Annotated in this window: 25 protein-coding genes and 3 pseudogenes; 16 read left to right on the top strand and 12 right to left on the bottom strand. The window is 57.7% G+C overall.

Annotated features, from left to right (window positions below):
• Positions 1-57: 57 nt before the first annotated feature.
• Positions 58-738, bottom strand: a complete 681-nt coding sequence (locus AC5WNJ_RS06365) for an IclR family transcriptional regulator (RefSeq protein ID WP_495931027.1) — start codon at positions 736-738, stop codon at positions 58-60.
• A 104-nt stretch (positions 739-842) separates the two neighbouring features.
• Positions 843-1,202 (bottom strand): winged helix-turn-helix transcriptional regulator, encoded by a 360-nt coding sequence (locus AC5WNJ_RS06360; RefSeq protein WP_495930727.1) that lies wholly within the window; start codon positions 1,200-1,202, stop codon positions 843-845.
• Positions 1,203-1,405: 203 nt separating this feature from the next.
• Between AC5WNJ_RS06360 and AC5WNJ_RS06355 the strand changes: the two genes are divergently transcribed.
• The 6 genes from AC5WNJ_RS06355 to AC5WNJ_RS06330 all read left to right on the top strand — a co-directional run bounded on the left by AC5WNJ_RS06355 (position 1,406) and on the right by AC5WNJ_RS06330 (position 5,983).
• Positions 1,406-2,032 (top strand): NAD(P)H-dependent oxidoreductase, encoded by a 627-nt coding sequence (locus AC5WNJ_RS06355; RefSeq protein ID WP_495930726.1) that lies wholly within the window; start codon positions 1,406-1,408, stop codon positions 2,030-2,032.
• Positions 2,033-2,061: 29 nt separating this feature from the next.
• The gene (locus AC5WNJ_RS06350) at positions 2,062-2,409 is read left to right on the top strand and encodes a cupin domain-containing protein (RefSeq protein ID WP_495930725.1); all 348 of its coding nucleotides are present in this window, start codon (positions 2,062-2,064) and stop codon (positions 2,407-2,409) included.
• Positions 2,410-2,435: 26 nt separating this feature from the next.
• The gene (locus AC5WNJ_RS06345; RefSeq protein ID WP_285460351.1) at positions 2,436-3,236 is read left to right on the top strand and encodes an SDR family oxidoreductase; all 801 of its coding nucleotides are present in this window, start codon (positions 2,436-2,438) and stop codon (positions 3,234-3,236) included.
• A 103-nt stretch (positions 3,237-3,339) separates the two neighbouring features.
• On the top strand, positions 3,340-4,056 hold the full coding sequence (locus tag AC5WNJ_RS06340; protein ID WP_495930724.1) for a glutathione S-transferase family protein: 717 nt from the start codon (positions 3,340-3,342) through the stop codon (positions 4,054-4,056).
• Positions 4,057-4,216: 160 nt separating this feature from the next.
• Positions 4,217-5,209 (top strand): IS30 family transposase, encoded by a 993-nt coding sequence (locus tag AC5WNJ_RS06335; RefSeq protein WP_495930723.1) that lies wholly within the window; start codon positions 4,217-4,219, stop codon positions 5,207-5,209.
• A 279-nt stretch (positions 5,210-5,488) separates the two neighbouring features.
• A complete protein-coding gene (locus tag AC5WNJ_RS06330; RefSeq protein ID WP_495930722.1) occupies positions 5,489-5,983 on the top strand; it encodes a phosphate-starvation-inducible PsiE family protein in 495 nt (164 codons plus the stop codon).
• 16 nt (positions 5,984-5,999) lie between these two features.
• Here AC5WNJ_RS06330 and AC5WNJ_RS06325 read toward each other — a convergent pair whose 3' ends face one another.
• Positions 6,000-6,926 (bottom strand): ISL3 family transposase, encoded by a 927-nt coding sequence (locus AC5WNJ_RS06325; RefSeq protein ID WP_495930721.1) that lies wholly within the window; start codon positions 6,924-6,926, stop codon positions 6,000-6,002.
• A gap of 47 nt (positions 6,927-6,973) precedes the next feature.
• Between AC5WNJ_RS06325 and AC5WNJ_RS06320 the strand changes: the two are divergent.
• A pseudogene (locus tag AC5WNJ_RS06320) lies at positions 6,974-7,234 on the top strand (transposase); the annotation flags it as partial.
• Between the two features lie 58 nt (positions 7,235-7,292).
• Here AC5WNJ_RS06320 and AC5WNJ_RS06315 read toward each other — a convergent pair.
• The 3 genes from AC5WNJ_RS06315 to AC5WNJ_RS06305 are packed head-to-tail and all read right to left on the bottom strand — an operon-like array spanning position 7,293 to position 10,016.
• The gene (locus AC5WNJ_RS06315) at positions 7,293-8,582 is read right to left on the bottom strand and encodes an ISL3-like element ISPpu12 family transposase (RefSeq protein WP_004574636.1); all 1,290 of its coding nucleotides are present in this window, start codon (positions 8,580-8,582) and stop codon (positions 7,293-7,295) included.
• A 21-nt stretch (positions 8,583-8,603) separates the two neighbouring features.
• Positions 8,604-9,116, bottom strand: a complete 513-nt coding sequence (lspA, locus tag AC5WNJ_RS06310; RefSeq protein WP_003821921.1) for a signal peptidase II — start codon at positions 9,114-9,116, stop codon at positions 8,604-8,606.
• 3 nt (positions 9,117-9,119) lie between these two features.
• Positions 9,120-10,016, bottom strand: coding sequence for a cation efflux transmembrane domain-containing protein (locus AC5WNJ_RS06305; RefSeq protein ID WP_004364974.1), 897 nt, complete (start codon positions 10,014-10,016; stop codon positions 9,120-9,122).
• Between the two features lie 95 nt (positions 10,017-10,111).
• Between AC5WNJ_RS06305 and cadR the strand changes: the two genes are divergently transcribed.
• Positions 10,112-10,519, top strand: a complete 408-nt coding sequence (gene cadR / locus AC5WNJ_RS06300; protein WP_007148576.1) for a Cd(II)/Pb(II)-responsive transcriptional regulator — start codon at positions 10,112-10,114, stop codon at positions 10,517-10,519.
• Between the two features lie 169 nt (positions 10,520-10,688).
• A pseudogene (locus AC5WNJ_RS06295) lies at positions 10,689-10,883 on the top strand (IS3 family transposase); the annotation flags it as partial.
• A gap of 124 nt (positions 10,884-11,007) precedes the next feature.
• Here AC5WNJ_RS06295 and AC5WNJ_RS06290 read toward each other — a convergent pair.
• The 4 genes and pseudogenes from AC5WNJ_RS06290 to AC5WNJ_RS06275 all read right to left on the bottom strand — a co-directional run.
• Positions 11,008-11,289, bottom strand: a pseudogene (locus AC5WNJ_RS06290) (AMP-binding protein); the annotation flags it as partial.
• 181 nt (positions 11,290-11,470) lie between these two features.
• The gene (locus AC5WNJ_RS06285; RefSeq protein WP_495930720.1) at positions 11,471-12,640 is read right to left on the bottom strand and encodes an FAD-dependent oxidoreductase; all 1,170 of its coding nucleotides are present in this window, start codon (positions 12,638-12,640) and stop codon (positions 11,471-11,473) included.
• The gene (locus AC5WNJ_RS06280; protein WP_176676787.1) at positions 12,637-12,804 is read right to left on the bottom strand and encodes a rubredoxin; all 168 of its coding nucleotides are present in this window, start codon (positions 12,802-12,804) and stop codon (positions 12,637-12,639) included. The genes AC5WNJ_RS06285 and AC5WNJ_RS06280 overlap by 4 nt, the downstream gene beginning before the upstream one ends.
• Positions 12,805-12,823: 19 nt before the next feature.
• On the bottom strand, positions 12,824-14,014 hold the full coding sequence (locus tag AC5WNJ_RS06275) for an SRPBCC family protein (RefSeq protein WP_176676786.1): 1,191 nt from the start codon (positions 14,012-14,014) through the stop codon (positions 12,824-12,826).
• 174 nt (positions 14,015-14,188) lie between these two features.
• On the opposite strand from AC5WNJ_RS06275, the gene AC5WNJ_RS06270 reads away from it, so the two are divergent.
• Positions 14,189-15,193, top strand: coding sequence for a helix-turn-helix domain-containing protein (locus tag AC5WNJ_RS06270; RefSeq protein WP_176676785.1), 1,005 nt, complete (start codon positions 14,189-14,191; stop codon positions 15,191-15,193).
• A 135-nt stretch (positions 15,194-15,328) separates the two neighbouring features.
• The gene (locus AC5WNJ_RS06265; protein WP_176676784.1) at positions 15,329-16,384 is read left to right on the top strand and encodes a substrate-binding domain-containing protein; all 1,056 of its coding nucleotides are present in this window, start codon (positions 15,329-15,331) and stop codon (positions 16,382-16,384) included.
• Positions 16,385-16,449: 65 nt separating this feature from the next.
• On the opposite strand, the gene AC5WNJ_RS06260 is transcribed toward AC5WNJ_RS06265, so the two are convergent.
• On the bottom strand, positions 16,450-17,343 hold the full coding sequence (locus tag AC5WNJ_RS06260; RefSeq protein WP_495930719.1) for a LysR substrate-binding domain-containing protein: 894 nt from the start codon (positions 17,341-17,343) through the stop codon (positions 16,450-16,452).
• Between the two features lie 170 nt (positions 17,344-17,513).
• On the opposite strand from AC5WNJ_RS06260, the gene AC5WNJ_RS06255 reads away from it, so the two are divergent.
• The 5 genes from AC5WNJ_RS06255 (at position 17,514) to AC5WNJ_RS06235 (ending at position 23,871) form a co-directional block, all read left to right on the top strand.
• The gene (locus AC5WNJ_RS06255; RefSeq protein WP_176676783.1) at positions 17,514-18,254 is read left to right on the top strand and encodes a class II aldolase/adducin family protein; all 741 of its coding nucleotides are present in this window, start codon (positions 17,514-17,516) and stop codon (positions 18,252-18,254) included.
• 159 nt (positions 18,255-18,413) lie between these two features.
• A complete protein-coding gene (locus tag AC5WNJ_RS06250) occupies positions 18,414-19,793 on the top strand; it encodes a YjiH family protein (protein WP_176676782.1) in 1,380 nt (459 codons plus the stop codon).
• A gap of 90 nt (positions 19,794-19,883) precedes the next feature.
• Entirely contained in the window at positions 19,884-21,629 is a 1,746-nt protein-coding gene (locus AC5WNJ_RS06245; protein ID WP_176676781.1) for an amidohydrolase, read from the top strand.
• Between the two features lie 63 nt (positions 21,630-21,692).
• On the top strand, positions 21,693-22,706 hold the full coding sequence (locus AC5WNJ_RS06240; protein ID WP_176676780.1) for a CobW family GTP-binding protein: 1,014 nt from the start codon (positions 21,693-21,695) through the stop codon (positions 22,704-22,706).
• Between the two features lie 172 nt (positions 22,707-22,878).
• Complete coding sequence (locus AC5WNJ_RS06235) at positions 22,879-23,871, top strand: nucleoid-associated protein (protein ID WP_176676779.1); 993 nt, start codon at positions 22,879-22,881, stop codon at positions 23,869-23,871.
• Positions 23,872-23,977: 106 nt separating this feature from the next.
• Here the strand turns inward: AC5WNJ_RS06235 and AC5WNJ_RS06230 are convergent, their stop codons facing one another.
• Entirely contained in the window at positions 23,978-24,748 is a 771-nt protein-coding gene (locus AC5WNJ_RS06230; RefSeq protein WP_176676778.1) for an ABC transporter substrate-binding protein, read from the bottom strand.
• Between the last annotated feature and the right edge of the window lie 112 nt (positions 24,749-24,860).

Here is a 24,860-nt window from a genome sequence, read left to right as displayed (position 1 = left end):
GAGCGGCGGATGCCGACCAACATTCGACAATGTCGAACGGCGGGACGGACAGGAGAATCAGCGCGCCAGCAGCTGCTTCGCCAACCGATTCAGCCGCGACGGCGACCAGCGCGAGGCCGGGCCCGCCATGCCCAGTGCCGCCACGCAGTCGCCCCGCTGCCGCAAGGGGATCGCCAGGCAGCAAAGGCCCGCCTCGACGTCCTCGAGGTCCAGCGCGAAGCCGCGGGCGCTGACCTCCCGAAGCCGGGCCTCCTGCGCATCGCTCAGGGGGCCATCGCGCCTGACCTGGCGCAGCAGGTCGTCATCGTTGGCCAGGAAGACATGGCCGATCGCCGAATGACGTAACGATTCCCGGCGCCCTCGAGGACTCTGGACGCGACGCGGCTGCCGACCCTCCACGGCCTCGAGATACAGGTACTCCTGGCTGCCGCAGGGGGTGGCCAGATAGACGGTCTCGTCACTCAGCGCCGCGGCCTCGTCCAGCAGCGCGCGGTAGTGCTGCCGAAGCTGCTCGCGCTCCTGCGCCAGGGGCTCGGCCAGCTCATCGAGTCGCAGGCCGAGCCAGTATCCCTCGGACAGGCGACGCACGTAGCCCAGCGCCACCAGGGTATCCAGCAGCCCATGAACGGTAGTCTTGCTCAGGCCCGCCTCGGCACTGAGGCTCGCCAATGTCAGTGGCTTATCTGCGTGACGTAGCGCCTCCAGCAGCAGGAAGCTGCGTGATACCGACTGAATCATCCTGGTCACGAGCATGCCTCATCGTTTCGTTGGCGCCACTTCATAGGGTCTCCCAGAGGCCGCGGTATTCACCTCGTGATTCTGTACATGGTGCTTTCATGCCGTCACTCCTCCACGACATCGTCCGGTAAGGACTCGCTCCATTCGCGCAGCTCATCGAGCACCTTGATGGCCGTCTCCCCCAGCGGCGTGATCGCATATTCCACGATCACCGGGGACGTCTCGCGCACGTGGCGGGAGATCAATCCCTTCGCCTCGAGGAAGCGCAGTCGCTCGGTGATCATCTTCTTGCTGGCACCGCCCACCATCCGGGCCAGGTCGTTGAACCTTACCGGCCCGTCCTTGATGTGCCACAGCAAGGACCCCGTCCACTTGCCTCCGAGCACGCGCATGCCCTTCTCGATGGCGCAGGGTTCCATGCAGGGCGCCGCGACCCGGCGCCGGCCTTTCGGATCTTCCGTCACAAACGCCTCCAATCGCACATCTCCTGTCGTGTCTGCCTAGAGCCAAGGGGCTCTGGACTTGCAACCGCTCGTCGATTCCCGAGTTCCCCCGGGAGATGCCACCTCAGGGCAAGCATGGTCAGTCCCGCGAAGAATAAGGTTACTAAAAGTATACTAGTTGTTTTTGGTTACCCATCGCGTCATCTTAACGCCTGCAGAGCTTGTTGATCCACTACTCGTTGCCCGTCGTGGCGGAGGATTTCATGCGTAAGGTATTGATCATCAACGGACACCAGCCCTATCCGTTTGCCAAGGGCGCGCTCAACGACAGCCTCGTCGAACGCGCGCGCTCCTGGCTTGACGACCAGGGACACGAGGTGCGCGTCAGTCGCATCGCAGAAGGTTATGACGTCGAGGAAGCGATCGCCGATCACCAGTGGGCCGATGTCGTAATCATGCAGTTCCCGATCAACTGGATGATGGTGCCCTGGTCTTTCAAGAAGTATATGGATGAGGTCTATACCGCCGGCATGGATGGCCGCTTCTGCAACGGCGACGGCCGCACCGCCGAGAAGCCAAAGGAGAACTACGGCCTGGGCGGCACCCTCACCGGTACTGAGTACATGCTCAGCATCACGCTCAACGCACCGGCAGAAGCCTTTGATGATCCCGACGAACGCTTCTTTGCTGGCAAGTCACTGAATGATCTGGTCGCGCCCGTGCATCTGAACGCACGCTTCTTCGACATGAGCCCACTCCCCACTTTTGGGGCCTTCGACGTGATGAAGAACCCGGATATTGCCAGTGACCTAGAGCGCTTCGAGGCTCATCTTGAGGATGTTTTTGGTTGAGCTATCCGCCACTTTAAGGAAATCACCTGATGACAACATCTCAATGGCCTGGCGCTGGGCGCCCGGTGCCGCTGGCCGACCAAGCCTCTCCAGAGTTCTATCGCGAGCTCGTCAATACCGGTGAGACAAGGCTGGTACACATGACCATGGCCCCCGGGGCCGCCGATGCGCCTCATCGCCATCCGGAGGAGATCGTCTACTTCCTCTCCGCCGGGCGCCTGCGCATCGCACTGGAAAGCGGCGATGTCGTGGAGCGTGACGTGGTGGCAGGCGACGTCATGCACAACGAGGCCTGGGCGCACCAAGTGACCAACGTCGGCGCGACTTCCGTCGAGGCCATCATTTTCGAGCGCCTGGATCGCGACGATCCGGCGTAATCCCACTTATTTCGAGGAGAGAGACGATGAAGACCATTCTGATGACAGGGGCCGGCAGCGGCCTGGCGGAAGGGGCAGCACTGGCACTGGCGCAACAAGGACACCGAGTGATTGCCACGGTAGAAATCTGGCCTCAGGTATCGGCCTTGAAGGAAAAGGCGCAGCAGCAGGATGTTGACCTGGAAGTCGAGAAACTCGACATCACCGATGCCCAGAATCGCGAAAGCATCTTTTCGCGCTACGGCGCCGAGGTGGATGTTGTGGTGGCTAATGCGGCGATCGGCGAGACCGGCCCCATCGCCGAGATTCCCGTGGCGCGAGTGCGCAAGGTCTTCGAGACGAACGTCTTCTCGACGCTGGAGTTCGTGCAGCCTTACGCCAAGGCCTTCGCCGACCGCGGCCAGGGCAAGATCGTGCTGGTATCGTCCATCGCCGGCTTCACCACCTTCCCCTACCTCGCGCCCTATGTCGCGTCCAAGCATGCCTTGGAAGGCATTTCTCAGCTCCTGCATGAAGAGCTGGCACCGCTGGGCGTGAAGGTCGCCACCATCAACCCGGGCCCCTTCCGCACCGGCTTCAACGACCGCATGTACGACACCCTCGACCAGTGGTACGACCCAGAAACACACTTCACCCCCGAGGCGCCGATCCGCGAGACCCAGCAGCTGTTCGCCGGGGACGATCTGCAGCTCGACCCCTCCTCCATGATCGATGAGATGGTGCGCCTCATCCCGCTGGACGAGCATGCCTTCCGCAACGTGCATCCCGCACGATTCGAGGAAGACGTGAAGCGCTACCAGGAGAGCCTCTGGGACCGTCAGATGTGACCGTCCACAGGCAACCGGCCATGCGCGCCGGGCCCGATGCAAGAGGATACCGGGCCCGACGCGCACCGCCCTTCATCGCGTCACCCCCATGAGGATGTTCCCCATGTCACAGCCTGATATTCACCTGTACACCGCCGCCACCATGAACGGCTACAAGCCGGTCATCTTTCTCGAGGAAGCGGAGGTGCCCTACGAGCTGACCTTCATCGACTTCGGCAAGAAGGAGCAGAAGGCGCCCGACTATCTCAAGCTCAATCCCAACGGGCGCATTCCCACCATCGTCGACCGGGGCAACGACGACTTCGCCGTGTTCGAGAGCGGCGCCATCCTCTGGTACCTGGCCGAGAAGTACGACCGCTTCCTGCCCAGAGAGGCCAAGGCCCGCAGCGAAACGCTGCAGTGGCTGATGTTCCAGATGGGCGGCATCGGCCCGATGATGGGGCAGGCCATGTACTTCCAGCGCATCGCCGCCCCCAACGGCCAGCAGGAACCCTTCTCCATCACGCGTTACGTGGAGGAATCCCGTCGCCTGCTGGAGGTCCTGAACACCCGCCTGGGAGGCCGCGAGTGGCTGGCGGGGGATCAGTACACCATCGCCGACATGGCGACCTACCCCTGGGCCCGCGCCTACGTCTGGGCCAAGGTATCGATCGAGGGTCTCGACCACCTGAAGGCTTGGTTCGAGCGGCTCGATGCGCGCCCCCAGATCCAGAAGGCCTTGACCATCCCGAAGGCGCAGCCCGCCTTCTGGGGTGACGCGGACGACAGCGATTTTCTACTTGAGAACGCCGCTCGTTTTGCCAGCGACGTCGCAAAGTGAGTGAACCTGTGAGAGTGCATGGGGCTCTGATCATCAAGGACGATCATGGTCGGTAAAGCCTGGATTCATAGAATAAACGCAGCACTTTGGACCGCACGGTAGAGGCAGGAGGGCCAGCGCCGGTTCCCTTCTCGGCTCACCGACCAAAGTGAAGCAGAGTATGGAATACCGACAGCTGACCCAGACCCTACGATACCTGATCCACGCCCGTTATGACTTGGGCATGAGCCAGCGCCAGATCGGCAGGGAGCTGAACCTCCACATCAGCACGATCAGCCGTGAAATTCGCCGTAACGCCACCGCTGATGGCTATGATCCCGAGCAGGCCCAGACACTCAGTGATCATCGACGCCGCACTGCTAGCAAGTGGACAAAGCGCCTTCCAGGCATGATGGCCGCCGTTGCCGGTCGGCTACGTGAGGAGTGGAGCCCACAGCAAATCAGTGGCTTCATGGCGCCCTTGGCCGGCGTTAGCGTCAGTCATCAATGGATCTACTCCTTGATCTGGGACGACAAGGCACGGGGTGGTGACCTTTGGCGGCATCTCCGTCAGCCCAAACGCCGCAATAAGCATCGCACACATGCCAAGAGCGCCGGGTTGGGCAAGATCCCCAACCGAGTCGGTATCGAGCACCGCCCAGATGAGGTTGATGACCGGCGCTTCATCGGCCACTGGGAGGGCGACACCGTGATACAGGGCCACAAGCAATCAGGCTTGGTCACGCTGGTTGAGCGTCGCAGTAGCTATTTACTGGCGGCACGACTGCCCAGGATCTCGGCCGAGTTGACGCAAGCAACCATGATAAGCTTGTTGAAGCCGCGCCGGGGAGCGGTCCAGACGATCACACTGGACAATGGCTCGGAATTCGCTGGCCACGAAGTAGTGGCCAAGGCCGTGACGGCGGCGATGTACTTCTGCGATCCCTACTGCTCTGGACAGCGTGGGACCAACGAAAATACGAATGGCCTGATACGGCAGTACTTCCCCAAAGGAACGGATTTCCGCCAGGTCAGCAATGCAGAGCTACGCAAGGTGGTCGAAAAGCTGAATGACCGTCCTCGAAAGCGACTCGGCTACCGGACACCGGCGCAGGTGTTTATAGGGGAATGCTCAGGAGGCCTGAATACTGCAGGTGCTGCGCTTATTGCTTGAATTCAGGAAGTAAAGCAGGGGGCCTGCCTATTAGAGAACATTCACCATATCTACAATGCAAACATGGCAATATGGTTCCGACCTTTCTAGCATTAACTGGTAAAATGCCAATTATACAGCAAAGCAATAAGCAATATATACATCATCTTATCAATAAAGAGACAAGATAGCGTGTCCGCTAGTAGAGGACAGCGTGTGAATCAAGCTCTATTTTTCACTTTACTCGACTTACTGAGAACAATATAAAGAAAGCATTACAGCATACCAAAAGGAGATGACATGAGCTTAGACAGCAATAACCATCATCTACCTGACGCTACTGAGACAACTCGTCATATAATTCATGAGGAGCTTCCACAGGAGCACGAGGACTCACTAATTCGCGCGCTCCACAAAGTTATTCGACTCGGCGTGAAGGTGCTGGCTTGTCTTATGGTCCTCGTGATCATCTGGGGTATTATTGACATTATTTATGTATTATATCAACAGCTGACTGCACCACCCTATCTTCTACTTGAGGTCAGTGATATCTTTCGTCTTTTTGGCGCTTTCATGGTAGTATTAATTGCTATTGAAATATTCGTCAATATTCGATTGTATCTGGGAACAGATGTTTTTCCTTTACAACTGGTCATTGCGACAGCCTTGATGGCTATTGCGAGAAAAGTAATCATCATGGACTTCGACACTATTTCTGCTCAGTATATATATGCAACTGCTGCTGTCGTCGTCTCTTTAGGAATCGCTTATTGGCTGGTGGCACACAAAAAATAATGGGCTCTTCGACGTTTCATGTGGATTTGACTTCATCCAGCATGCGCCCCACGGGACTGCCGATCAGGTAGATCATCGCAATGAAATTGCTTTCGTTTCGGTAGCCGCGAGCCCGAGATCTGGCAGCCTGAAAGAGGCCATTCATGCCTTCCAAACGTGCGTTCGTCAGGCCTGAGTACCAGCGCCTCACAACCTGGTCGGCATGTCGCTCCAACGTATTGAGTGCTTTTGCCATTGGCTTGAGAAACGTGTGACCAGCGACTGCCTCACGCATCACTTTGAGGTAATTCGTGATGCGCCAACGAGCCCCGCGCGCTGTCGGTGAGCGACGAATCCACCTCAGCTTTTCCTTGATGATCCATGCATTCGCGGTAGCCCCTTGATCAGCAACCAGCTCCCGGAGGGCGACCAGCTGTTTTTCCGTCAGGTTGTGGTTATCCATGCTTTTCAGCACTGCGCAGCGCAGGGCCTTGGGATGGGATTTTTCTCGACGTTCCCGCTTACGCACTTCATCCAGCGCCTTGGTGAACGTCTGCACGATATGGAACCAGTCAACCGTCACTCGAGCATCAGGAAGATGTTCCGCAGTGCCATTGAGGAAGGCCGGAGACATGTCACACACGACTTCAACCACATTACCCGGGGCGCCACCATGTGCCTCTAGAAAGGCGCTGAACGCCTTGATCGTCTCTCTGCCACGTCCTTGGACAGCAAAGATCACCGGCTCTTGCTGGCGTTGCATATCGAGAAATACGGTGACGTAACGTTGCCCTCGACGTGATGCCGTTTCGTCGACCCCGACATTGGCAACCTGAGAAAGATCCAGGTCTCCCTGCATGCGGCCTACGTAATGATGCACGATGCGCCACAAACGCTTGTCAGTGACTTCCAATTGCCGAGAGACGGCGAGTACAGGCTGTAGTGGCACAGTGAATCTGGCCACCTGACTTTGAGTGTATGATGGCTCACAGAGACAATCAGGTGCAGATGATGACGAAGAAAAGAACGTTTAGCCCGGAATTTCGCTTGGAAGCGGCCCAGCTCGTGGTCGACCAGGGCTACACGCTGAAGGCGGCGTGTGAGGCCATGGGGGTTGGCAAATCCACCATGGAGTATTGGGTTCGCAGGCTTCGCGCTGAGCGGGCAGGCAAGGCGCCGCTGAAAGATGAGGCTCTGACGCCGGAACAGCGTGAGATCCAGGAACTGAAGCGCAAGCTGCGGCGAGTGGAAGAAGAGAAGGCAATATTAAAAGGGTATACGGATTTAATGGTTGATGGGGCACCTTCACCCCATCAATCTGATACCACCCTCAGATGGTTGATAGATCGACTCCGTAGTTGAGTTCCTCTGCGAAGTCCGGCAGTCCGTAACCGATGGTTTTCTTGTAGAAAGGAGAGACCTTCGCAGTCGGTGCCTTCTTCTTGTGCTTCGTGGTGTAGAGCATTCGTGCCCGCATCACCTCGAAGGAGTAACCGCGCCCTTCACGGTTCTTGTCCTTGGCCAGTCGGTTGATGGACTCCGTGTAAGCGTTGGTGACGGGCATGTCCGTCTCGAAGTAGGTCATGGTCTCTTCGCGCCAGTTTCCCACTGCCCTGACCAGATCGCTCCAGACTTCCTTTTGGCCCTTCGGGATGGTGGCTATCCACTCGTCCAGGGCGGCTTCTGCCTGGAGCCGTGTGGTGGCGTCCCAGATGCCGTAGAAGCGCTCCTTGTGCTCGTAGGCGGCCAGCAGTTGCGGGAACGCGCCTGTCCAGGTCTCCATGATGAGGCGCTCCCGGTCTGAGACTTCGTGAGCGCGTTTCAGCAGGATTTTCCGGTCTCCCTTGAGAGTCCGGCTCTGGGACGGTTTCAGCTCCTTTCTGAGGCCCTTGCGCACTCTCTCTAGGGCATCGTTGGCCATGCGCACCACATGGAACTTATCGACCACGATACGGGCCTGGGGCAGCACAGCCTTGACCGCTGCCCGGTAGGGGTTCCACATGTCCATGCTGACGATCTCGACCTTCTGCCGGTCTTTCAGCTTCATCAGGTAGTTGGTCACCACGTCCTGGCGGCGGGTGGCCAGCAGGTCGAGCAGGGTTCGCTCCTCAATGTTGGTCAGAATGCAGCGGTAGCGCTTGTTCAGGTATAGCTCGTCAATGCCCAGGATGCGGGGCGTCTCGAAGCGGTGCCAGCGCCCCAGGAACTCGGCGCGGGCGTTGAAGATGTCGCGCACCGTCTTCTCGTCCAGGCCGGTCTGTGCCGCCACAAAGGTGTAGGGGTGGTTGAAGGATTCCTTCTCCACGTACTCATGCAGCCGCAGTGTCATACGGAATCCGTCCACCATCTCCGGTAGCTGGGGCCTGAATGTTGTCTTGCAGGCCCGGCAGGTGTATCGGCGGCGGACCACCCAGAGAGTGACCCGCTTGCCGTGGATGGGCAGATCACGATAGGGAACGTCACGCTTGCCGAACCGTACGAACTCACCCTGCACGCCGCATTCCTCGCAGGCGATGGGATCGGGCACGTCCACCTGGAAGTGCATTTCGTCGTCGGTTGATTTGCAGCCCAGTACTTGGTATTGCGGCAGGTGAAGGATGTTGTCGGGAAGTTCGGTCATGGTGTTGTATAGGCGTAGGTGTCAGTCAGATCCATCCGACTCGGCATTGGTGTTTGCTTTTTTACCCAACAAGCTGCTGGAAACGAAAAGTAAGGCACCGAGGACAATTGCAATATCAGCCAGGTTGAAGGCCGGCCAATGCCAGTCTCGCCAATAGAAATCAAAGGAATCCACAACATAGCCGCGAAAGACCCGGTCAATCAGGTTGCCCATGGCGCCACCGAGGATAAGACTGTAAGCGATGGCTTCTCCTTTATGACGATTTTCAAGGATCAGCTTGATCAGAAAAATCGAGACCACTACCGCGATTCCGATAAAAAAGTAGCGCTGCCAGCCTCCACCATTCGCAAAAAGACTGAATGCGGCACCGGTGTTCCATAGGTGCACCCAGTTAAAGAACGGGGTCACCGAAACATACTCGCCATAGGCCATTGATTGCTGCACCAGCCACTTTACAGCCTGATCAGACGCTGCCAGCAGGCCCGATATGGACAATAGGGCATACGGCGAGAGCTTTTTGCCAATAATGAGCATTATTTAACCCTTCAACGCCAAAATGCGTCTGGCACCGTTAAGTACAATGCCCCCCGCGATGGTGCCGATAATCAGATCCGGATAATTGGAACCGGTCCACGCGACCAGGGCGCCGGCGGTGATGACCCCCAGGTTGATCACCACGTCGTTGGCCGAGAATATCCAGCTTGCCTTCATGTGCGCCCCGCCTTCCCGATGTTTGGATATGAGCAGCAGACAACTGGTATTGGCAATCAATGCGACGAATGCGATAGCCATCATCACCAGCGATTCAGGCTCACTACCGAATACAAAGCGTCTCACCACCTCTACGAGCACGCCCACAGCCAAGATCAGTTGCAGTACACCAGCAAGATGCGCGGCACGTACCTGCATTTTCACGCTATGTCCAACCGCATAAAGGGCAAGCCCGTACACCGCCGCATCGGCAAAATTGTCCAGGGATTCTCCAATCAGGCCGGTGGACCGGGCGATCAGACCGGCAGTCATTTCCACCACGAACAGAAGTGCATTGATGCCGAGCAACCAGCGCAGGGTCCCGGATTCTTGCTTAGCAGAAGCTGCCGAAAACTCGGCGGCCTTGATGGTCTCCGGATTTGCAGCGACGGTTTCCTGAAGCGAGGCGCCTAGCCCCAAGGTCTTCAGTTTCGAGGTGACGGGCTCGACCTCGCCGTCATGCACGACCTTCAGCCGGCGGTTCGACAAGTCGAAGGACAGCGCCCGAATCTCCTCAAAGCCGTTCAGGGCTAGGCGAATCATTCGTTCTTCTGATGGACAGTCCATCTTCGGCACGGCATAAACACTGACCCATCTCCCTGGCGCCTCGGAGGAGGCCTGTATATCGGTATCCGCTGCGGACGTTGCATCACCGCCACAGGCGCCACCACAGGATTTGCTCATGATACGACTCCACTTGAACAATGTTGTGGTACCATTTAAAACTATAAAGCTACTATAAGGTCAATAGAGTAAAGAATCCGTTGGGGAGGAGGCTGATGCGCATTGGTCAGTTGGCGCAGTTGGTAGGGGTCGAAACACAGACGATCCGCTTCTATGAACAGCAGGGCTTGTTGCCGCCGCCTGATCGGCAGGACAACGGTTACCGTGTCTATACCGAGAAGCATGGTGAGGGGCTGGCCTTCATCCGTCGCTGCAGAATCCTGGGCCTGTCACTGGCTGAGATTCACGAACTACAGAGCTATCAGGACGACCCTCATCAGCCTTGTACCGCCGTCAACACCTTGCTCGATGATCACATCTCTCATGTGCGGTCGCAGATAACCGCTCTGCAAGCGCTTGAGAAACAACTCGTTTCACTGAGAGCGAGTTGCAACGATGACCGGGAAGTTGAGGCGTGTGGGGTTCTTGCTGGAATTAGCGAAGGAAACATGCACCAGCAGTAGGTGAAGCATCAACCAGATAATCCGATGAGATGCCGGTCTGTCTCACTCTCATGCAAAGGTAAGATCAACCATTTAATCCGCTTACCCTATTAAAAAAGGCTACCGCTCTCTTGATGTCGGACTCCCTGAGCAATTCTCGATAATCGAGCGACTTGAAGAGAGCTACGCGATGCAGCACTTGTGTCAGGTGTTTGGGGTGCATCGCAGTAGCTACCGGGCTTGGCGTAGTCGGGATAGAAGATCTTGTGAGACTGAACAGAAGCTGCTGGATCAGGTTGTCGAGGCGCATACCGTCAGTAACGGCGCTGCCGGCGCTCGCAGTATTGCAAAAATGGTCACGCAGGCAGGAATACAGTTGAGTCGTTATCGGGCCAGCAGGCGGATGAAGCAGCTGGGGCTGATGAGTTCGCAGCCGCCGAGGTACCGAGAGCAGCACGCCCTTGGGGCGCCCTGTAGTACCGGAGGAGTAGAGCAGCAAGCCGGCATCCTCAAGGCTTTGCGCGGAAGGCTCCACTATTCTCCCCCTCCGCAGCCGGCGTTAGCCCTCGGACCACATCCACCAGGCAAGAAATACTCTGCAGGGCCTCGGCATACAGCTGCGCCAGGTCAGCGTCGGCCAGCACCAGGGCGGGCGCGCCATGTCCCAACACGTAGGCCTGCTCCTCAATCGACAGGCGCCAGTTAAGCGGCATGTAGATCAGCCCGAGTTGCTGGGCCGCCAGCAAGGCGACCAGCGCATCCAGGTGTGAACGGGTCAGCACAGCCAAACGCTCCCCCCCCCCTGCGGCACTCCCTCTGCCCGCAACCGCGCAGCTAACTGGTCAGCAAGCTCGCGCAACTCAGCGAAGCACCATTGGCGCGAGCCATCGGCACAGGCAATCGCCTGTGGTCGAGCGGCGCAGTGCCGCGCCAATTGTTCAACAATATGTCCTCTCATCAGGCCCTCTGCACTTACGCTAGTGAGCTGTGTTGTTCATTGTTATCGGAGTAGTGCAATACCTTGAGCAACGCCTGGCGCTGCGCCACCTGCACGCCACTCAGCACAAAGCCGCGCAAGGCGCCCTGCGAATCACGAAATTCACCTTGCAGATCAACGCCAGTCCCCTGCCAATGCCACTCTCCGACTACAGCCGGTGGCGGCAGTACAACCATGGGGCAAACGGGTGTTTTGACGATGATGGGCATGGGTGGGTAACTCATTGCTGTGGGCTGGCCGGTCAGCGTGGCCGCCAACGCACGGGCCGCGCTCATCAGCGGCATCACGTAGGGCTGCCACAGCCCTTGCACCTCGGCGCAGTCGCCCAGGGCGTAGATATCCGGCTCGCTGGTGGCCAATTGCGCATCGGTACAGATGCCGCGCCCGCAGCGAAGGCCGGCAGTCCGCGCCAATCCCATGCGTGGCGTCAGTCCTACAGCGCCAAGCACCAGATCGACTTCCGTCGTCTGACCATCGCTAAGGCTGGCTTGCAGCCTCCCCTGACTCGGCGCCAGCGACGCTACCCGGCGCCCCATATGAAAATGCGCGCCGGCCTGGGTCAGCGCAGTGGCCAGCGCCTGCCCGGCTCGCTCGGGCACTAAAGCGGCCAGCGGCGAGGCGAGCGGATCAACCAGCTCAACCTGTTTACCGGCAGCCAGCAGGTCGTTAGCAAACTCGCAACCGATCAGCCCGGCCCCCATGATCAATACCCGCTCAGCCACCTCAAGCTGCTCGCGAAACGGGCGGTAGTCGGTCAGCGAGTTGACCGACAGCACTCCGGGCAGGTCGATTCCGGGTATCGCCAGCGTCGTCGCTTCGGCGCCGACCGCTAACACCAACGCGCGATAGTCGAGCCGCTGGCCCTCACACACCAACTGATGCTGAGTCGGCTCAATGGACACCAACCGGCTAAAGGGCAGGATGCGCATATTCAATTGCGCCGCCATGCTGTCGCAGTCAGCACTGACCAGCGCATCGGCGCTTGTACCCTTGGCGAGCGCATTGGATAGCAATGGCTTTGAATAGAAGGCACCATCGTCCTCCGTCAGCATCACCAACGGCGTACTGCTGTCGCGCTTGCGCAGCTCGCGCGCAACCGTATAGCCAGCCAGGCCACTGCCAACAATCACGATAGGCGCGCTCACGACAGCTCCACCATTTCGAACTCGTCCTTACCGACGCCGCAATCGGGGCACATCCAGTCAGGCGGTACATCTTCCCAGGCGGTACCCGGGGCGATACCGTCCTGCGGCCAGCCCAGAGCCTCGTCGTAAATGAGGCCGCAGACCACGCATTGCCACTTTTTCATCGTCTAACCCTCCGCCGCCTCAGGCCAGCCGCGCGATGACGCCGTCATCAAGCGCCATCAAGCGTGCGTACTGTTCGTGAAACCAGGTCAGCGCAGATTCGAAGCGGCCAAAGTGAATCTCGTCGACCACTCCGCTGGCCATGTTGGCCTGAATGGTTTCGCCCAGCACCCAGTCTTCCATCAGAATCTTGTGAACCAGGTTGTGGTTGGTCTCGTGGATGGTCAGCTCCTGCTCTGACCACTGCTCGGCGCCCGATTGCGGAGGATCTACCAGCAGCACTTCTTCAATGCGGGTCTCACCAGCTGACAGCGGTACCATGCGAATCAGCGAGATGTTGTCCGGCTGGGCCAGTAACAAAACCGCCGGCGTCAGCGTAAAAATGATGTTGGCCATCTTGCGCATGTCCCACGCCTGCTCCGGCAGCTCGGCGGCCTCCAGCATCGGCTTTTTCGGCAGAATCATGCGCATCTGCAAATCGCCCCAGCTTTCCCAAGTCGAGATGTTGCCAAGGAAGAACGGCGCCAGCGTGTTCTTGTGGGCCACATTGAAGTGATAGGCCTCAATGCCACCTTCCAGCAGGATCTTCCAGTTGGCCTTGATCACATAGCTGCGGCGCTTGTAGACCCGTTGGGCAGCAAGCTTGAGGTAGTCAAAGCCGGACGCCATTTCCGACGCCAGCAGATCCTCGGGCACTTCGGCATTGCGGTCCGGGTGGAAGAACACCATGCCGCCCAGCTCCCGACAGTGAAACTCGACCAGCCCGAGCTTCTGCTGGTCCAGATCAGCAAAGCCGCGCTCAAAATCCGGCGCTCCGGCTAGGTTGCCCCGGGTGTCGTAGGTCCAGGCGTGATAGGGGCAGACAAAGCGCTTGCGACAACCGCTTTCACCGGTTGCTACCAGCCGGGCATTGCGATGTCGGCAGGCGTTGGCAAACACCCGAACCTGCTGATCCTCACCCCGCACCAGCAACAGCGGTACACCCTTGACCCACTCCACACTGAGGTAGTCGCCGGGGTTGGGTATTTCGGCGCCAGCCGCAAGCGCAATAGGCTGGCGCTGAAACAGCATATCGTTCTCGCGCTCAAACCAGGCAGCGGAGATGTAGCGGTCAGTGGCGTGGGTCTGAGTCGATTCGTGGTACTGCGTCTCACCACGCGCCTTCAGCTCCAGCGCCTGCTTGATCAGTCGAATTTCCGTCTGGCGATCCATGGTCAGGTCCTCATCAGGTAGCCCTCCTGCGGCGCGGCCGCGGCGGGTCTTGGCGGTTGATGGGGCTAACTTTATCAATACTTAATCAACGCCAAATGACCATAAAAGACCACTTATCAACTTTTTAAGACATAATGGCTATTGCACCGCCAACCAACACCACCGGACAAACCCATGCCGCAGCCACCTACAGTCTCCACCGCACAACGCGCCATTGAGGTTGCCTACCTGATTCCCGAGCGGTTCTGGAGCAGCACAATCATCAGCATGGCTGAGGTTTTCCAGGGCATGCAGCTGAGCGCAGGGCTGTTTAAAAACAGCGCCTGGCGTGGCTTTGGCGAGACGTTCCTGCGCTGCACGCCAGAGCCGGTAAGCGGCTTCTCCGGCCTGCGTTTTGATACCCAGTACTTTGCCGACGTGGGCGAGCGCCAATTCGATGTGGTGGTACTGCCATCAGTCTGGGGGCTGTCAATGGACAATCTGGAGCGCACCCGCCCGGCACTGCAGTGGCTGAAACAACAGCACAGCGGCGGAGCGACTGTGGTAGGGCTGGTGACAGGTGTCTTTCATCTGGCCGAGGCCGGCCTGCTGGACGGTCGAGAGGCGACCATTCACTGGGCGTCGGAGAACATCTTCCGACAGCGCTACCCCAAGGTTCGCGTTAGCCCCCGCCTGCAGATGGTCGAGGCGGATCGCATCATCACCACCGCGACCACACCGGCGACCTTCGATGCGACCCTGCTGCTGATCCAGCGCTTTCTCGGCGACCGCTCAGCCGAGTTTGCCTCTCACTACTTCACCATCCGCGACAAGGACGCACCGCTGCCGGTATTTCTCGAGCCCAGCTGCAACGACACCCTGGTGGACGCCGCCCGCGACTACATGCGCCTGCATCTGACCGACGCGCTGACCCTGCCGCTACTGGCCCACCAGCTCAGTGTGACGCCCCGCACCCTGTCCCGGCGCTTTCTAGCCGCCACCGGCATGACGCCTATCCACTACCTGCAGCGTCATCGGCTGAACAATGCGCGGCGCCTGCTGGGCGCCACTGACCTGCAGATCCAGCAGGTAGCCGAGCAAAGCGGTTTTTCCTCGGCCACGGTGTTTTGCCGTAACTTCAGTAAAGCCTTTGGCCAAAGCCCGGGCGCCTACCGCCGCTCCCTGCCCAGCGCGAAATAACCAACGGCGTTTTCAGCGATTCATCGTAAGCGTTCGGGCATCACCGCTTGCGAGTGATGCCCGAACGCTTACGACTGATCGATATCCTGAATTACTCTTGACCGTATCAGCCTCCACTCCAGGAACCCGACGCCTGTGTCATCGCCTCGCCGTATCACTCTCAAGGAGCTAGCCACACAACTCGGCGTCTCCACTGCCAGTGTCTCCAACGCCTTCAACCGCCCCGACCAGCTCTCGCCAGCATTGCGTGAGCGGATTCTCGAGGAGGCCAAACGCCTTGGTTACCGTGGCCCGGACGCCAAGGCGCGCAGTCTACGCACGGGGCACTCACGGATCATCGCCGTAGTACTTGCGGAGACACTGACCTACAGTCTCAAGGATGCGGTCGCCAGCGAGCTGCTGTCGGGCATCGCAGAAGTGCTCGACGCCCATGGCCATACCCTACTGCTGCTCTCGGGTCGCCAAGATGCCTCACAGGTACCAGGATCTTCCAGCATTGCCGATGGTTTCATTGTCTACGGGCTGATGGCCAGCATGGCGCTGGAGGAGGAACTCCAGAGTGCGGGTCACAAGCCCATCGTGGCAGTCGACTTCGATCTGGGCGATCAACCCGCCATCCACGTGGATAATGAGCCCGCTAGCTACGCCATCGCGCAACATGCCCTGAAGACACCCACCAGTCGCATCGGCATCGTCAACCTGCGCCTGACCGAAACACCCTGCAATGGACGTATCACCAGTGCCCACGCACTGCTACCGACGGGTCAGACAATCACCCGCTCGCGTCTGGCAGGTTTTCATCGTGCGCTGGCTGAGCAGGATATCTCCCCCGATTCTGTGGCGATGTGGAACATCGAGGAAAACACCTACGAGGTCTGCGCACCGGTGCTGGCAGAGATTCTGGATCTTCCGGCCAGTGAACGGCCAGACCTCCTGCTATGCATGTCCGACCGTATCGCGTTGACCGCCGTGACCCTGGCCGAACAACGCGGCATCCGGATTCCCGAAGACCTGCGTATCACCGGCTTTGATGGTATCGAGGAAGGTCAATATCGCTCACCACGCCTGACCACGGTCCAGCAGGACAGTACCGAGAAAGGCCGCCTTGCCGCGCGAATGATTCTGGGGCTGGAACCCGCCTCGACTCGCCTGCTGACGACTCGGCTCATCAAGGGTGAAACCTGTCCGTGAGGAAGGAGCCATTGGCAGTCCTAAGATGTACAGCGCACCAGGCAGTCCTCTGATAGTCGCCTATATCAAGACTCCCAAGACAACAACCAATCCGCAAAACGACTGACTTTGGGGTCATGCTGCCCTGAGGGCACAACTACGTAATAACCACCGCACCTCAAGGGTGAGGGGCTTGCGATCACCAAGCGCCCCTCAGCAAGTTCTGGTGTCACGAAATAGCGCGGTAATATGGCTATCCCAAGCCCATGCAAAGCCGCTTCAAGAACAAACTGAAAATGCTCCAACCGCTGCCCTGGTAATGCATTGCACTCTCTGATCGATAGCCCCGCTGCTTCCAACCACAACTGAGTGGAAGACTTCATCAAAGGTGAATGCGCCACATGATGGAGAATCGGGTAACGCAGAATATCCTGCCGCTCAATGACAGGACCTTTTTCAGTCAGCAAGTCCGGTGTACACACAGCAAGTAGCTCACTGGACATGAGAAAACGTGCATCAAATCCTGGCCATTCACCCTCCCCAAAAAGGATGCCAACATCATAGCCTTCATGACTGTCATAAAGCCGGCGCAGATCATTCATGATCTCGAGCTCAATCTCGGGATTGAGTACTGCATATGACTTGAGTTTGGGCAATAACCAGCGAGAGGTAAACGAAGGTTCAGCTCCGATACGCAGATGGCCAACGTGACTGGTGCGGACATGATGAGTCGCTGTTTCAAGACTCTCCAACAACGGCGCTATCTCGTGCACATAGGCTTGCCCCAACTCATTGAGCGTAAGCCGCTGTCGAGAACGCGTTACCAGCGGGCAGCCCAGAAACTCCTCCAGATTCTTGATCTGGCGACTTACGGCACTCTGAGTGAGATTCAACTCTTCGGCGGCTCTTGTGACGCTGGAAAAGCGTGCGAAAGCGACGATGCACCGAAGAGATATCATGCTGGGGAGCTGTCGTTGCATGGCAGGTCATGACTTTTTGGAATGAACTTCTGGAGAATAAATCGATATCCGCTCTCTCACAAGCAACCTAGGATGCATACAAGGCCAGCCTGCCACAGGATGAGCACGCCCTTATCCCGTGTCCTGAGCCACACCACTGTCCCATGCCTTCCCGTCCGAGAGTGCGCCACATGCCAAAACCCGCGATTGAAGAAACCTTGAGAGTCGACCTGGCCGCCGCCTATCGCCTGCTGGAGCGAAATGGCTGGAGCGATCAAGTCTTCACTCATATATCCGTACGCCTGCCAGGCGAGACACCGGCTTTCCTGATCAATGCCTATGGCTTGCTACCAGAGGAGATTACCGCCTCCAATCTGGTCACTATTGGCATTGATGGCCAGAAACTGAACATTGATGATCCTGAGGTAAATCCTGCAGGCTTCACGATTCACAGTGCCATCCACATGCATCGTCATGATGCTGTATGCGTCATGCATACTCATACCTTGGCTGGCATGGCAGTCGCGGCATTGGAAGAGGGGCTTCTTCCTCTTAATCAAACCAACATGGCCTTTTACAATCGCGTGGCCTACTACAACTACGAAGGTATTCCACTCGATCTTGAAGTCCGTAATCGCATCGTGGCAGCACTTGGTGATCGGCAGTGTGCCATTCTGCGCAATCATGGATTACTGACCACTGGTCGCAGCGTTGCTGAGGCTTACTTCAACATGTTCTATCTGAACAAGGCTTGCGAGATTCAACTTGAAGCAATGAAAGCAGGCCGCCCACTCATAATGCCTTCTGCACAGGAATGTGAATACACCGCCCAGCAGTTTGAGAACCCACGCTACCACGCAGAGAGCGTAGATTTGACCTGGGCCGCAGAACTACGGCGCCTGGATAGAGAAGCGCCCGACTTTCGTCACTAGAACGGCACACCATTTCCGGATGAGCTTGGCAGAATTACTCTCGCTGGATACATCCACCCTGGCACGAGCTGCCTGCACGATGGCATCGTAAAAGCAACGATTGATGATTCATGAAAACCATCAACTCGTCATTACAACTATAAAAAAGGTACGCGTCCCATGACCGACCGCCCGACTCCCGTCGCCTCAGAAGTCCCTCAATCTCGCTATAGCACGAAACAGCTGCTCAAATGCTTGATCCCCACGCTTCTCGGCGTTTTGCTTTTCTTTACGCCGATCAGTGTTGATGGTCGGATGACGATCATGATCGCGTTCGTCATCGACTACATAAATGATGTACTCAAACCCCTCATGGTGACAGCAACAGCCGCGGTCGCCATCATTCCTAGTCTGATGACCCTGGCCGTCACCTTCAGTCCATTACGCCACCGCAAGGGGCGTTTGATCACGCTATTCAATCCCGGCATGGGCTGGACCATCGTACGCGTCATCGGCGCCTTGTTGATGACGATGGTCTATTTTGAGGTAGGACCTGAGTGGGTATGGAGTCGCAATACCGGCGGCGTAATGCTCTATGATGTTGGCCCAGTCGTCCTGGCCATCTACTTCCTGTCAGCACTGCTATTACCTCTGCTGACTGACTACGGACTGATGGAGTTCGCCGGCACCTTGTGCAGCCGCATGTTCGAGCGTCTCTTCGGCCTGCCGGGGAGAGCAGCGGTGGACTGCCTCGCCTCTTGGCTGTCAGCCTCCAGCGTGGGCATCATCCTTACGACTCAGCAGTACCGTCAGGGGTTTTACAACAGTCGTGAGGCGTGCACGATCGCGACCAACTTCTCGATCGTCTCGATTGCGTATTCTTACTTGCTGCTAAAGCTGATCGGCCTCGAGGAGATGTTCATTCAATGGTACATCGCCGTTGCCATCACCGGCGTCCTGTGCGCCATCATTGTGCCCAAGCTGCCACCGCTTCGTAACAAATTGCCGGTCTACCATCCCGCAGTCGGCAAGCAGCTCAAGACAGACCGTCGTCCTGGAGAAGGTGTACTGGCCCTTGGTCTACGCCGCGCCGTCGAACGTGCCGAGAAAGCCAACTCTCCCACAGAACAGCTCAAGCAAGGGCTTCAGATCAGCGCAGATGTGGCCTTCTCCATCTATCCGGCCATGATGTTGGTGGGATGTGTCGGATTGGCGCTGATCGAGTTCACCCAGTTATTCCAGGTGCTATCACTGCCATTGGTGCCCTATCTGGAGTTGTTGCGTCTTCCGGAGGCTGCTCAGGCAGCGCCCGCGCTACTCGCCGGAATTGTTGACAGCATCATGCCTTCCATTCTAGGTGCTGGAATCGAAAGCGAAGTGACACGCTTCGTGATGGCGGGTGTCGCTGTCACTCAAATCATCTTCTTTACCGAAGCTGCCATCATCCTGGTCAGAGCTGACATTGGGCTCACATTACGTGACCTGGTCATGATCTATGCCCTGCGAGTGATGATCTCGCTACCTATCCTCGCCCTGCTGGGCCATTGGATGATCGGCTGATGAACGGGCGTGTATCCCATCGTGATGCACGCCCGTGCCTCGCTCTTCTCTCGTGCTGTGCCTCCCCCTTTCGATTATGAGTTCATGATAATGATTACCTCCAGCACTCTGACGACACCTTCTTTTGTAGCGGCCTCTTCACCGGCAGAAACTGCCGATATCGTATTGATCAATGCCAACATCCATACCGTGGACGACAATACTCCCCGGGCGAAAGCCGTCGCGATTCGCAGCGGTCGCTTCATGGCCGTCGGTAATGAAGATGATGTGACGCCCTTCATTGGAGACCACACCAAGGTCATCGATCTTGAAGGTCGATTCGTGATGCCCGGTCTTTATGACATGCATACTCACCCCGACCTGGCATTGGCGCCCGGCTATGCCGACTATCTGAATATCGGTTTTGAGGATCCCACCCCGGAGGAGGTCAAGCAGGCAATACTCGACTACGCCGACAGTCATCCGGGCGATGGCTGGATCTACGGCCAATATTTCGTGCGCTATACCTTCAAGCAGGCTGGGTTGGTCGCTGATCGTGACTGGCTGGACAGCTTCATGCCTGATCGCCCTGTGGCCATTCTTGATCGCTCATGGGGCTGCATGATGGTCAACTCGCGCGCACTGGCGCTGGCAAACATTACCGCTGAGACCCAGGACCCACGTCATGGCTATATCGAGCGAGACTCCATTACCCATGAACCTTCCGGCATTCTGGTCGATGGTGCCTACGCCATCATCCACGCTACCATGCCACCAACACCGCAGCATGCGCTGACACGTGCCTATCGAGAGGGGCTGCATTTCCAGAGTGGACATGGCGTGGTGGGCACCAAGTACGTGCACGTCTGCGAACACCGCCTGAATGCACTTCGCAGTCTCGATCAAGATGGCAAGCTATCCGTCCGAGTAGAAGCAGCCATCAGCTGGCAGGATGATATCTTCCCGGTCAAACGGCGCTGGGAGCTACTGGCAGGAGAGCGTCATTACTATCGAAGCAATCGCCTGAATGCCAATGCGGTGAAGTTTCACTTCGATGGCACCCATGAATCACGTTCGTCCTATCTATCAACTCCCTGGCCAGGCGAGAAGAACTGGAGAGGACACCTGAATCTCACGCCAGAGCATATCGTCGACATGGTAGTCGACATGGATCGCAAAGGGGTTCGTGTCATCGCGCACTGCACCGGTGATGGAGCTTCCGATATCTTCCTGGATGCCGTCGCTCAAGCAAGAGCACGAAATGGCAATAATGGCGTGCGTCATCAATGCGCCCATAGCACAACGCTACTGGACACCAACCTTGTACGCTTCAAAGCACTGGATGTTACTGCCGAATTCTCGCCCGTGGGGTGGTTCCCCTCCTCCTTCGCGAATGCTCGCGCTGTTTTCGGCGAAGAACGCATGCAGCGTGCCTACAACTTCAAGGGCGTAATAGAGGCCGGCGGCAATGCCGTGATGGGGACAGACTGGCCAGTCTCCAGCCTGAACCCGTGGATCGGGTTCGAAGCCATGATTACCCGTCAAAACCCCTTCGGTGAAGAAGAAGGTCAGTTCTTTGGTCACCCCATCTCTCTAGAGCAAGCCATCCGTGTCATGACGATCAACGGCGCATGGTGCATGGGAATCGAACAACACGCGGGATCAATATCAGTCGGCAAGTCGGCTGACCTCATCGTGCTGGACCGTGACCTCTTCGATATCGCCATCAAGGGAAATCTGCATGCCACACAAGTGGAGCTGACTCTGCTGGAAGGAGAAGTGACATGGGATCGTCTGGGAGCCTTCACGGATACCGATATGGCTGCTACCTGGCAGGAACCACTGCCCGCCTTCTGACACCCGACTTCCTGACCACGAGCCAAGCGAAGCGGCTTGACTCAATAATGAGAAGAAACTCCCATGACACAACAACACAGCATTCCCGTCACGCTGGTCGCAGGCTTTCTCGGTGCGGGCAAAACGACGCTGCTCAATCACCTGCTCAACAGTGACCACGGTCGCCGCATGGCCGTGATGGTAAATGACTTCGGGGCTATCAACATTGATTCACAGTTGATCGTCAGCCAGACCCAGACCACCGTCAGTCTGGCGAATGGATGTATCTGCTGCACGGTGGAGGGTGACTTGATCGCGCAACTTTCCACGCTGTTGGCAGACCCACAGAAACGCCCCGAGCATCTGGTCATCGAAGCTAGCGGTGTCTCGAATCCTGTCAAGATCGCCAACACCTTGCGCTATCCTCAGTTTCGTCAGTCGCTCCATATCGATGGCATTCTGACTGTAGTCGATGCTGCTCAATTTGATGATCTGGATAGTGATATGACACGGCTTGCCACCGAGCAGCTAGATGCTGCTGATATCATCATACTCAACAAAACTGACCTACTAACACCAGATCAACACACTTCACTCAAGGCACGTTGGCTATATCCGAACGCGCGCGTGATAGAAAGTGAATATGGTGTAGTCCCACTGGAGCTGTTACTCGGTGTGGAAAGAAAGGTGACTGCTGAACCAGTCAGCCCTGATAGCGGTAACTCCCCAGCATCCACGATGGCGTTTGGAACGTTCAGGGCAGTCCCACTCCATCACGATAATCTATTCGATACATGGAGCTGGCAAAGCGATATCCCACTGAACCTGAAGGCTCTTCGCAAGGTGATGGCTAACCTCCCCGCCACTATTTACCGTGCCAAGGGCATTTGTCATGTCGCGGAAGCTCACGACCAGAAATGTATTCTTCATCTTGTAGGGGCACGTTGCGAGATCACACCTACAGAACCATGGAATGGACAAACGCCAGGCACTCAACTGATTGTGATTGGAAAGCGCGGCACTATGGATGCCAATAATTTGAGAATGCTCCTTGAGGCATGCCATGACGAAGTAGAGACGAAAGCAGCCATCCACTGATGCATTCAACAAAATAAAGTCAGAGGCTCTTCTGATAGGTGAACTCCTGATGGGCGCCTTGCAGAAAAGGTGTATAGCCAAGGCGCTCTCCCCGGCTGCCTACAGCCCTACCACTGCCGAATCGTGGCAGGTATCATCCCCAGCCCGTTCATCGCAGCCGAGGGAGGTTTCCATGCCGATCCTGCACAGCATCATTCACCGTATCGACAAGGGCAATAGCGAGACGCCGGCTCAGCTGGTGCCTGCCGCCACCGCCCTGCCGGCATCCGATGCACTGGAGGATCTGGTGTCCGGGCTCAATGATGCCTACCACGGCAAGACCAAGAACTGGGGCCGTTTCAATGAAGACGCACCTGCCGCCTTCCCTGCCGAGCTGGCGTCTTTCCTCGCAGGTGAAACCGATTTCGCGAGCCTGACCCAGACGCTTGCCGGTCGACTCATGCCGTTGATCGATGACAATCTCCCAACAGGCGGCCATCTGCTGGTGGTGGATCACCAGCAGGGCGAGACGCGCCACCTGTTCATGGCGTTGCTGCACCATCGTGACGGCTTCGCGATCGACGAGTCCCTCGCGGTAACCCCCGCCCGACAGCTCAACATGACCCAGATGTCGCTGGCCGCACGACTGGATATCAGTCAGTGGCAAGGTAGCTCGACCTCTCACCCCTATCTATCCTGGGCGCGTGATCGCGGACGCACCAAGCTCGCCGAGGCTTTCGCCGAAACACTGGGCGCACAGGAGCAGCGGGATGCCGGCCAGGAAACCCGCACCCTGCTCAAGGCGTTCAGCGACTATGTCGAGAAGGAAGACATGGCCGAGGAAGCCAGCCGCGAAAAGACCGATACCCTAGTCGATTATGCCACCGACCAGGCCAAGCTCGGCGAGCCGATCACTCTGGATCAGCTGTCTGAGCTGATCGATGAAGAGCATCCGCAGGCCTTCTACGACCACATTCGCAACAGTGACTACGGACTGTCACCGGAAATCCCGCCGGACAAGAAGACGCTCAACCAGTTCAAGCGCTTCACCGGACGCGCCGCGGGCGTCTCGATCAGCTTTGACTCGCACCTGCTGGGCGACTCGGTGGAATACGATGAAGCAAGTGACCGTCTGATCATCAAACAGGTTCCGACAGGGCTGCGCGATCAGCTCAAGCAACGCTGAAGCCTCTGATCAGACAACCTCGCCTGATGTATATCCGTCAGACACACGAAGGCCAGGCAGATGCCTGGCCTTCGTGTGTCTGACAAGAAACCGTGTGCTCCGGCCTTTACAGTCCTTCGAGAATCTCATTCATCTGGGCACGCACACTCTGCAAGCCATTGCCGGAGAGATACCAAAGCCCCGGGGATAGCACGGTGACACCAATGTCCGCCCCGCCAGCATCGGCCAGCGCGGCCTCAAGCGCGTCAGCATCCATCGGGGTCTGGCCAATGGCAGCACTGCGATCAACCACATACAGAGCATCCGGCGCCATCTCGGCAATATTCGCTGGCGTCAGCGGGTAGAAAGTACGCGCACCACGGCTGACCGGCTCCACGGAGTTAGGCAGCGCCGGCTGATCGATCTGCAGCAGCTCAGTGACAATCGGCTCCTGGCGCAGAACATAACTACCGTCGTTATGGATCACAACCAACGCGTCAAGATCTTCCGCCAGCCCTTCACGCGCCGTCGCGATATCCGACTCGAGCGCTGCCAGCTTCTCACGTGCCTTTTCCTCAGCATGATACGGGGACGCCAAGCTCAGTACCTTGTCGCTCAGTGCTTCGAAGTAGTCACCTTCCTTGAGAGTGACATCTCGCGTTTCCGCCACAGCCTTGAGCGCCTCAAGTGATCCGGACTGACGACCGGTGACCAGAATCAGGTCCGGCTCCAGGCCCGCGATCGCCTCGACATCAGGCTCCTTGAGCCCGCCGATATCTGCCCGACCTTTGACCAGGTGTGACACATAGGCGGGCGCAGACTGATGTGGTACCCCGACGAGGTGCTCGGCCAAGCCCAGCTCATCCAGCGTATCGGCAGCGCCCCAGTCCAAACTCACGACGGAAGGGCCATGCTCTCCCCCGGCGACTTCGTGTGCCTGGGCACCAATAGGTAAAGCAGCCAACAACACAGTAGAGACAGACAAGGTGAGCCCAGCGACGTTCATCGAC

The sequence above is a fragment of the Cobetia sp. PDI-23MA genome (assembly GCF_059507735.1).
This window is presented reverse-complemented; position numbering and strand designations above follow the sequence as displayed.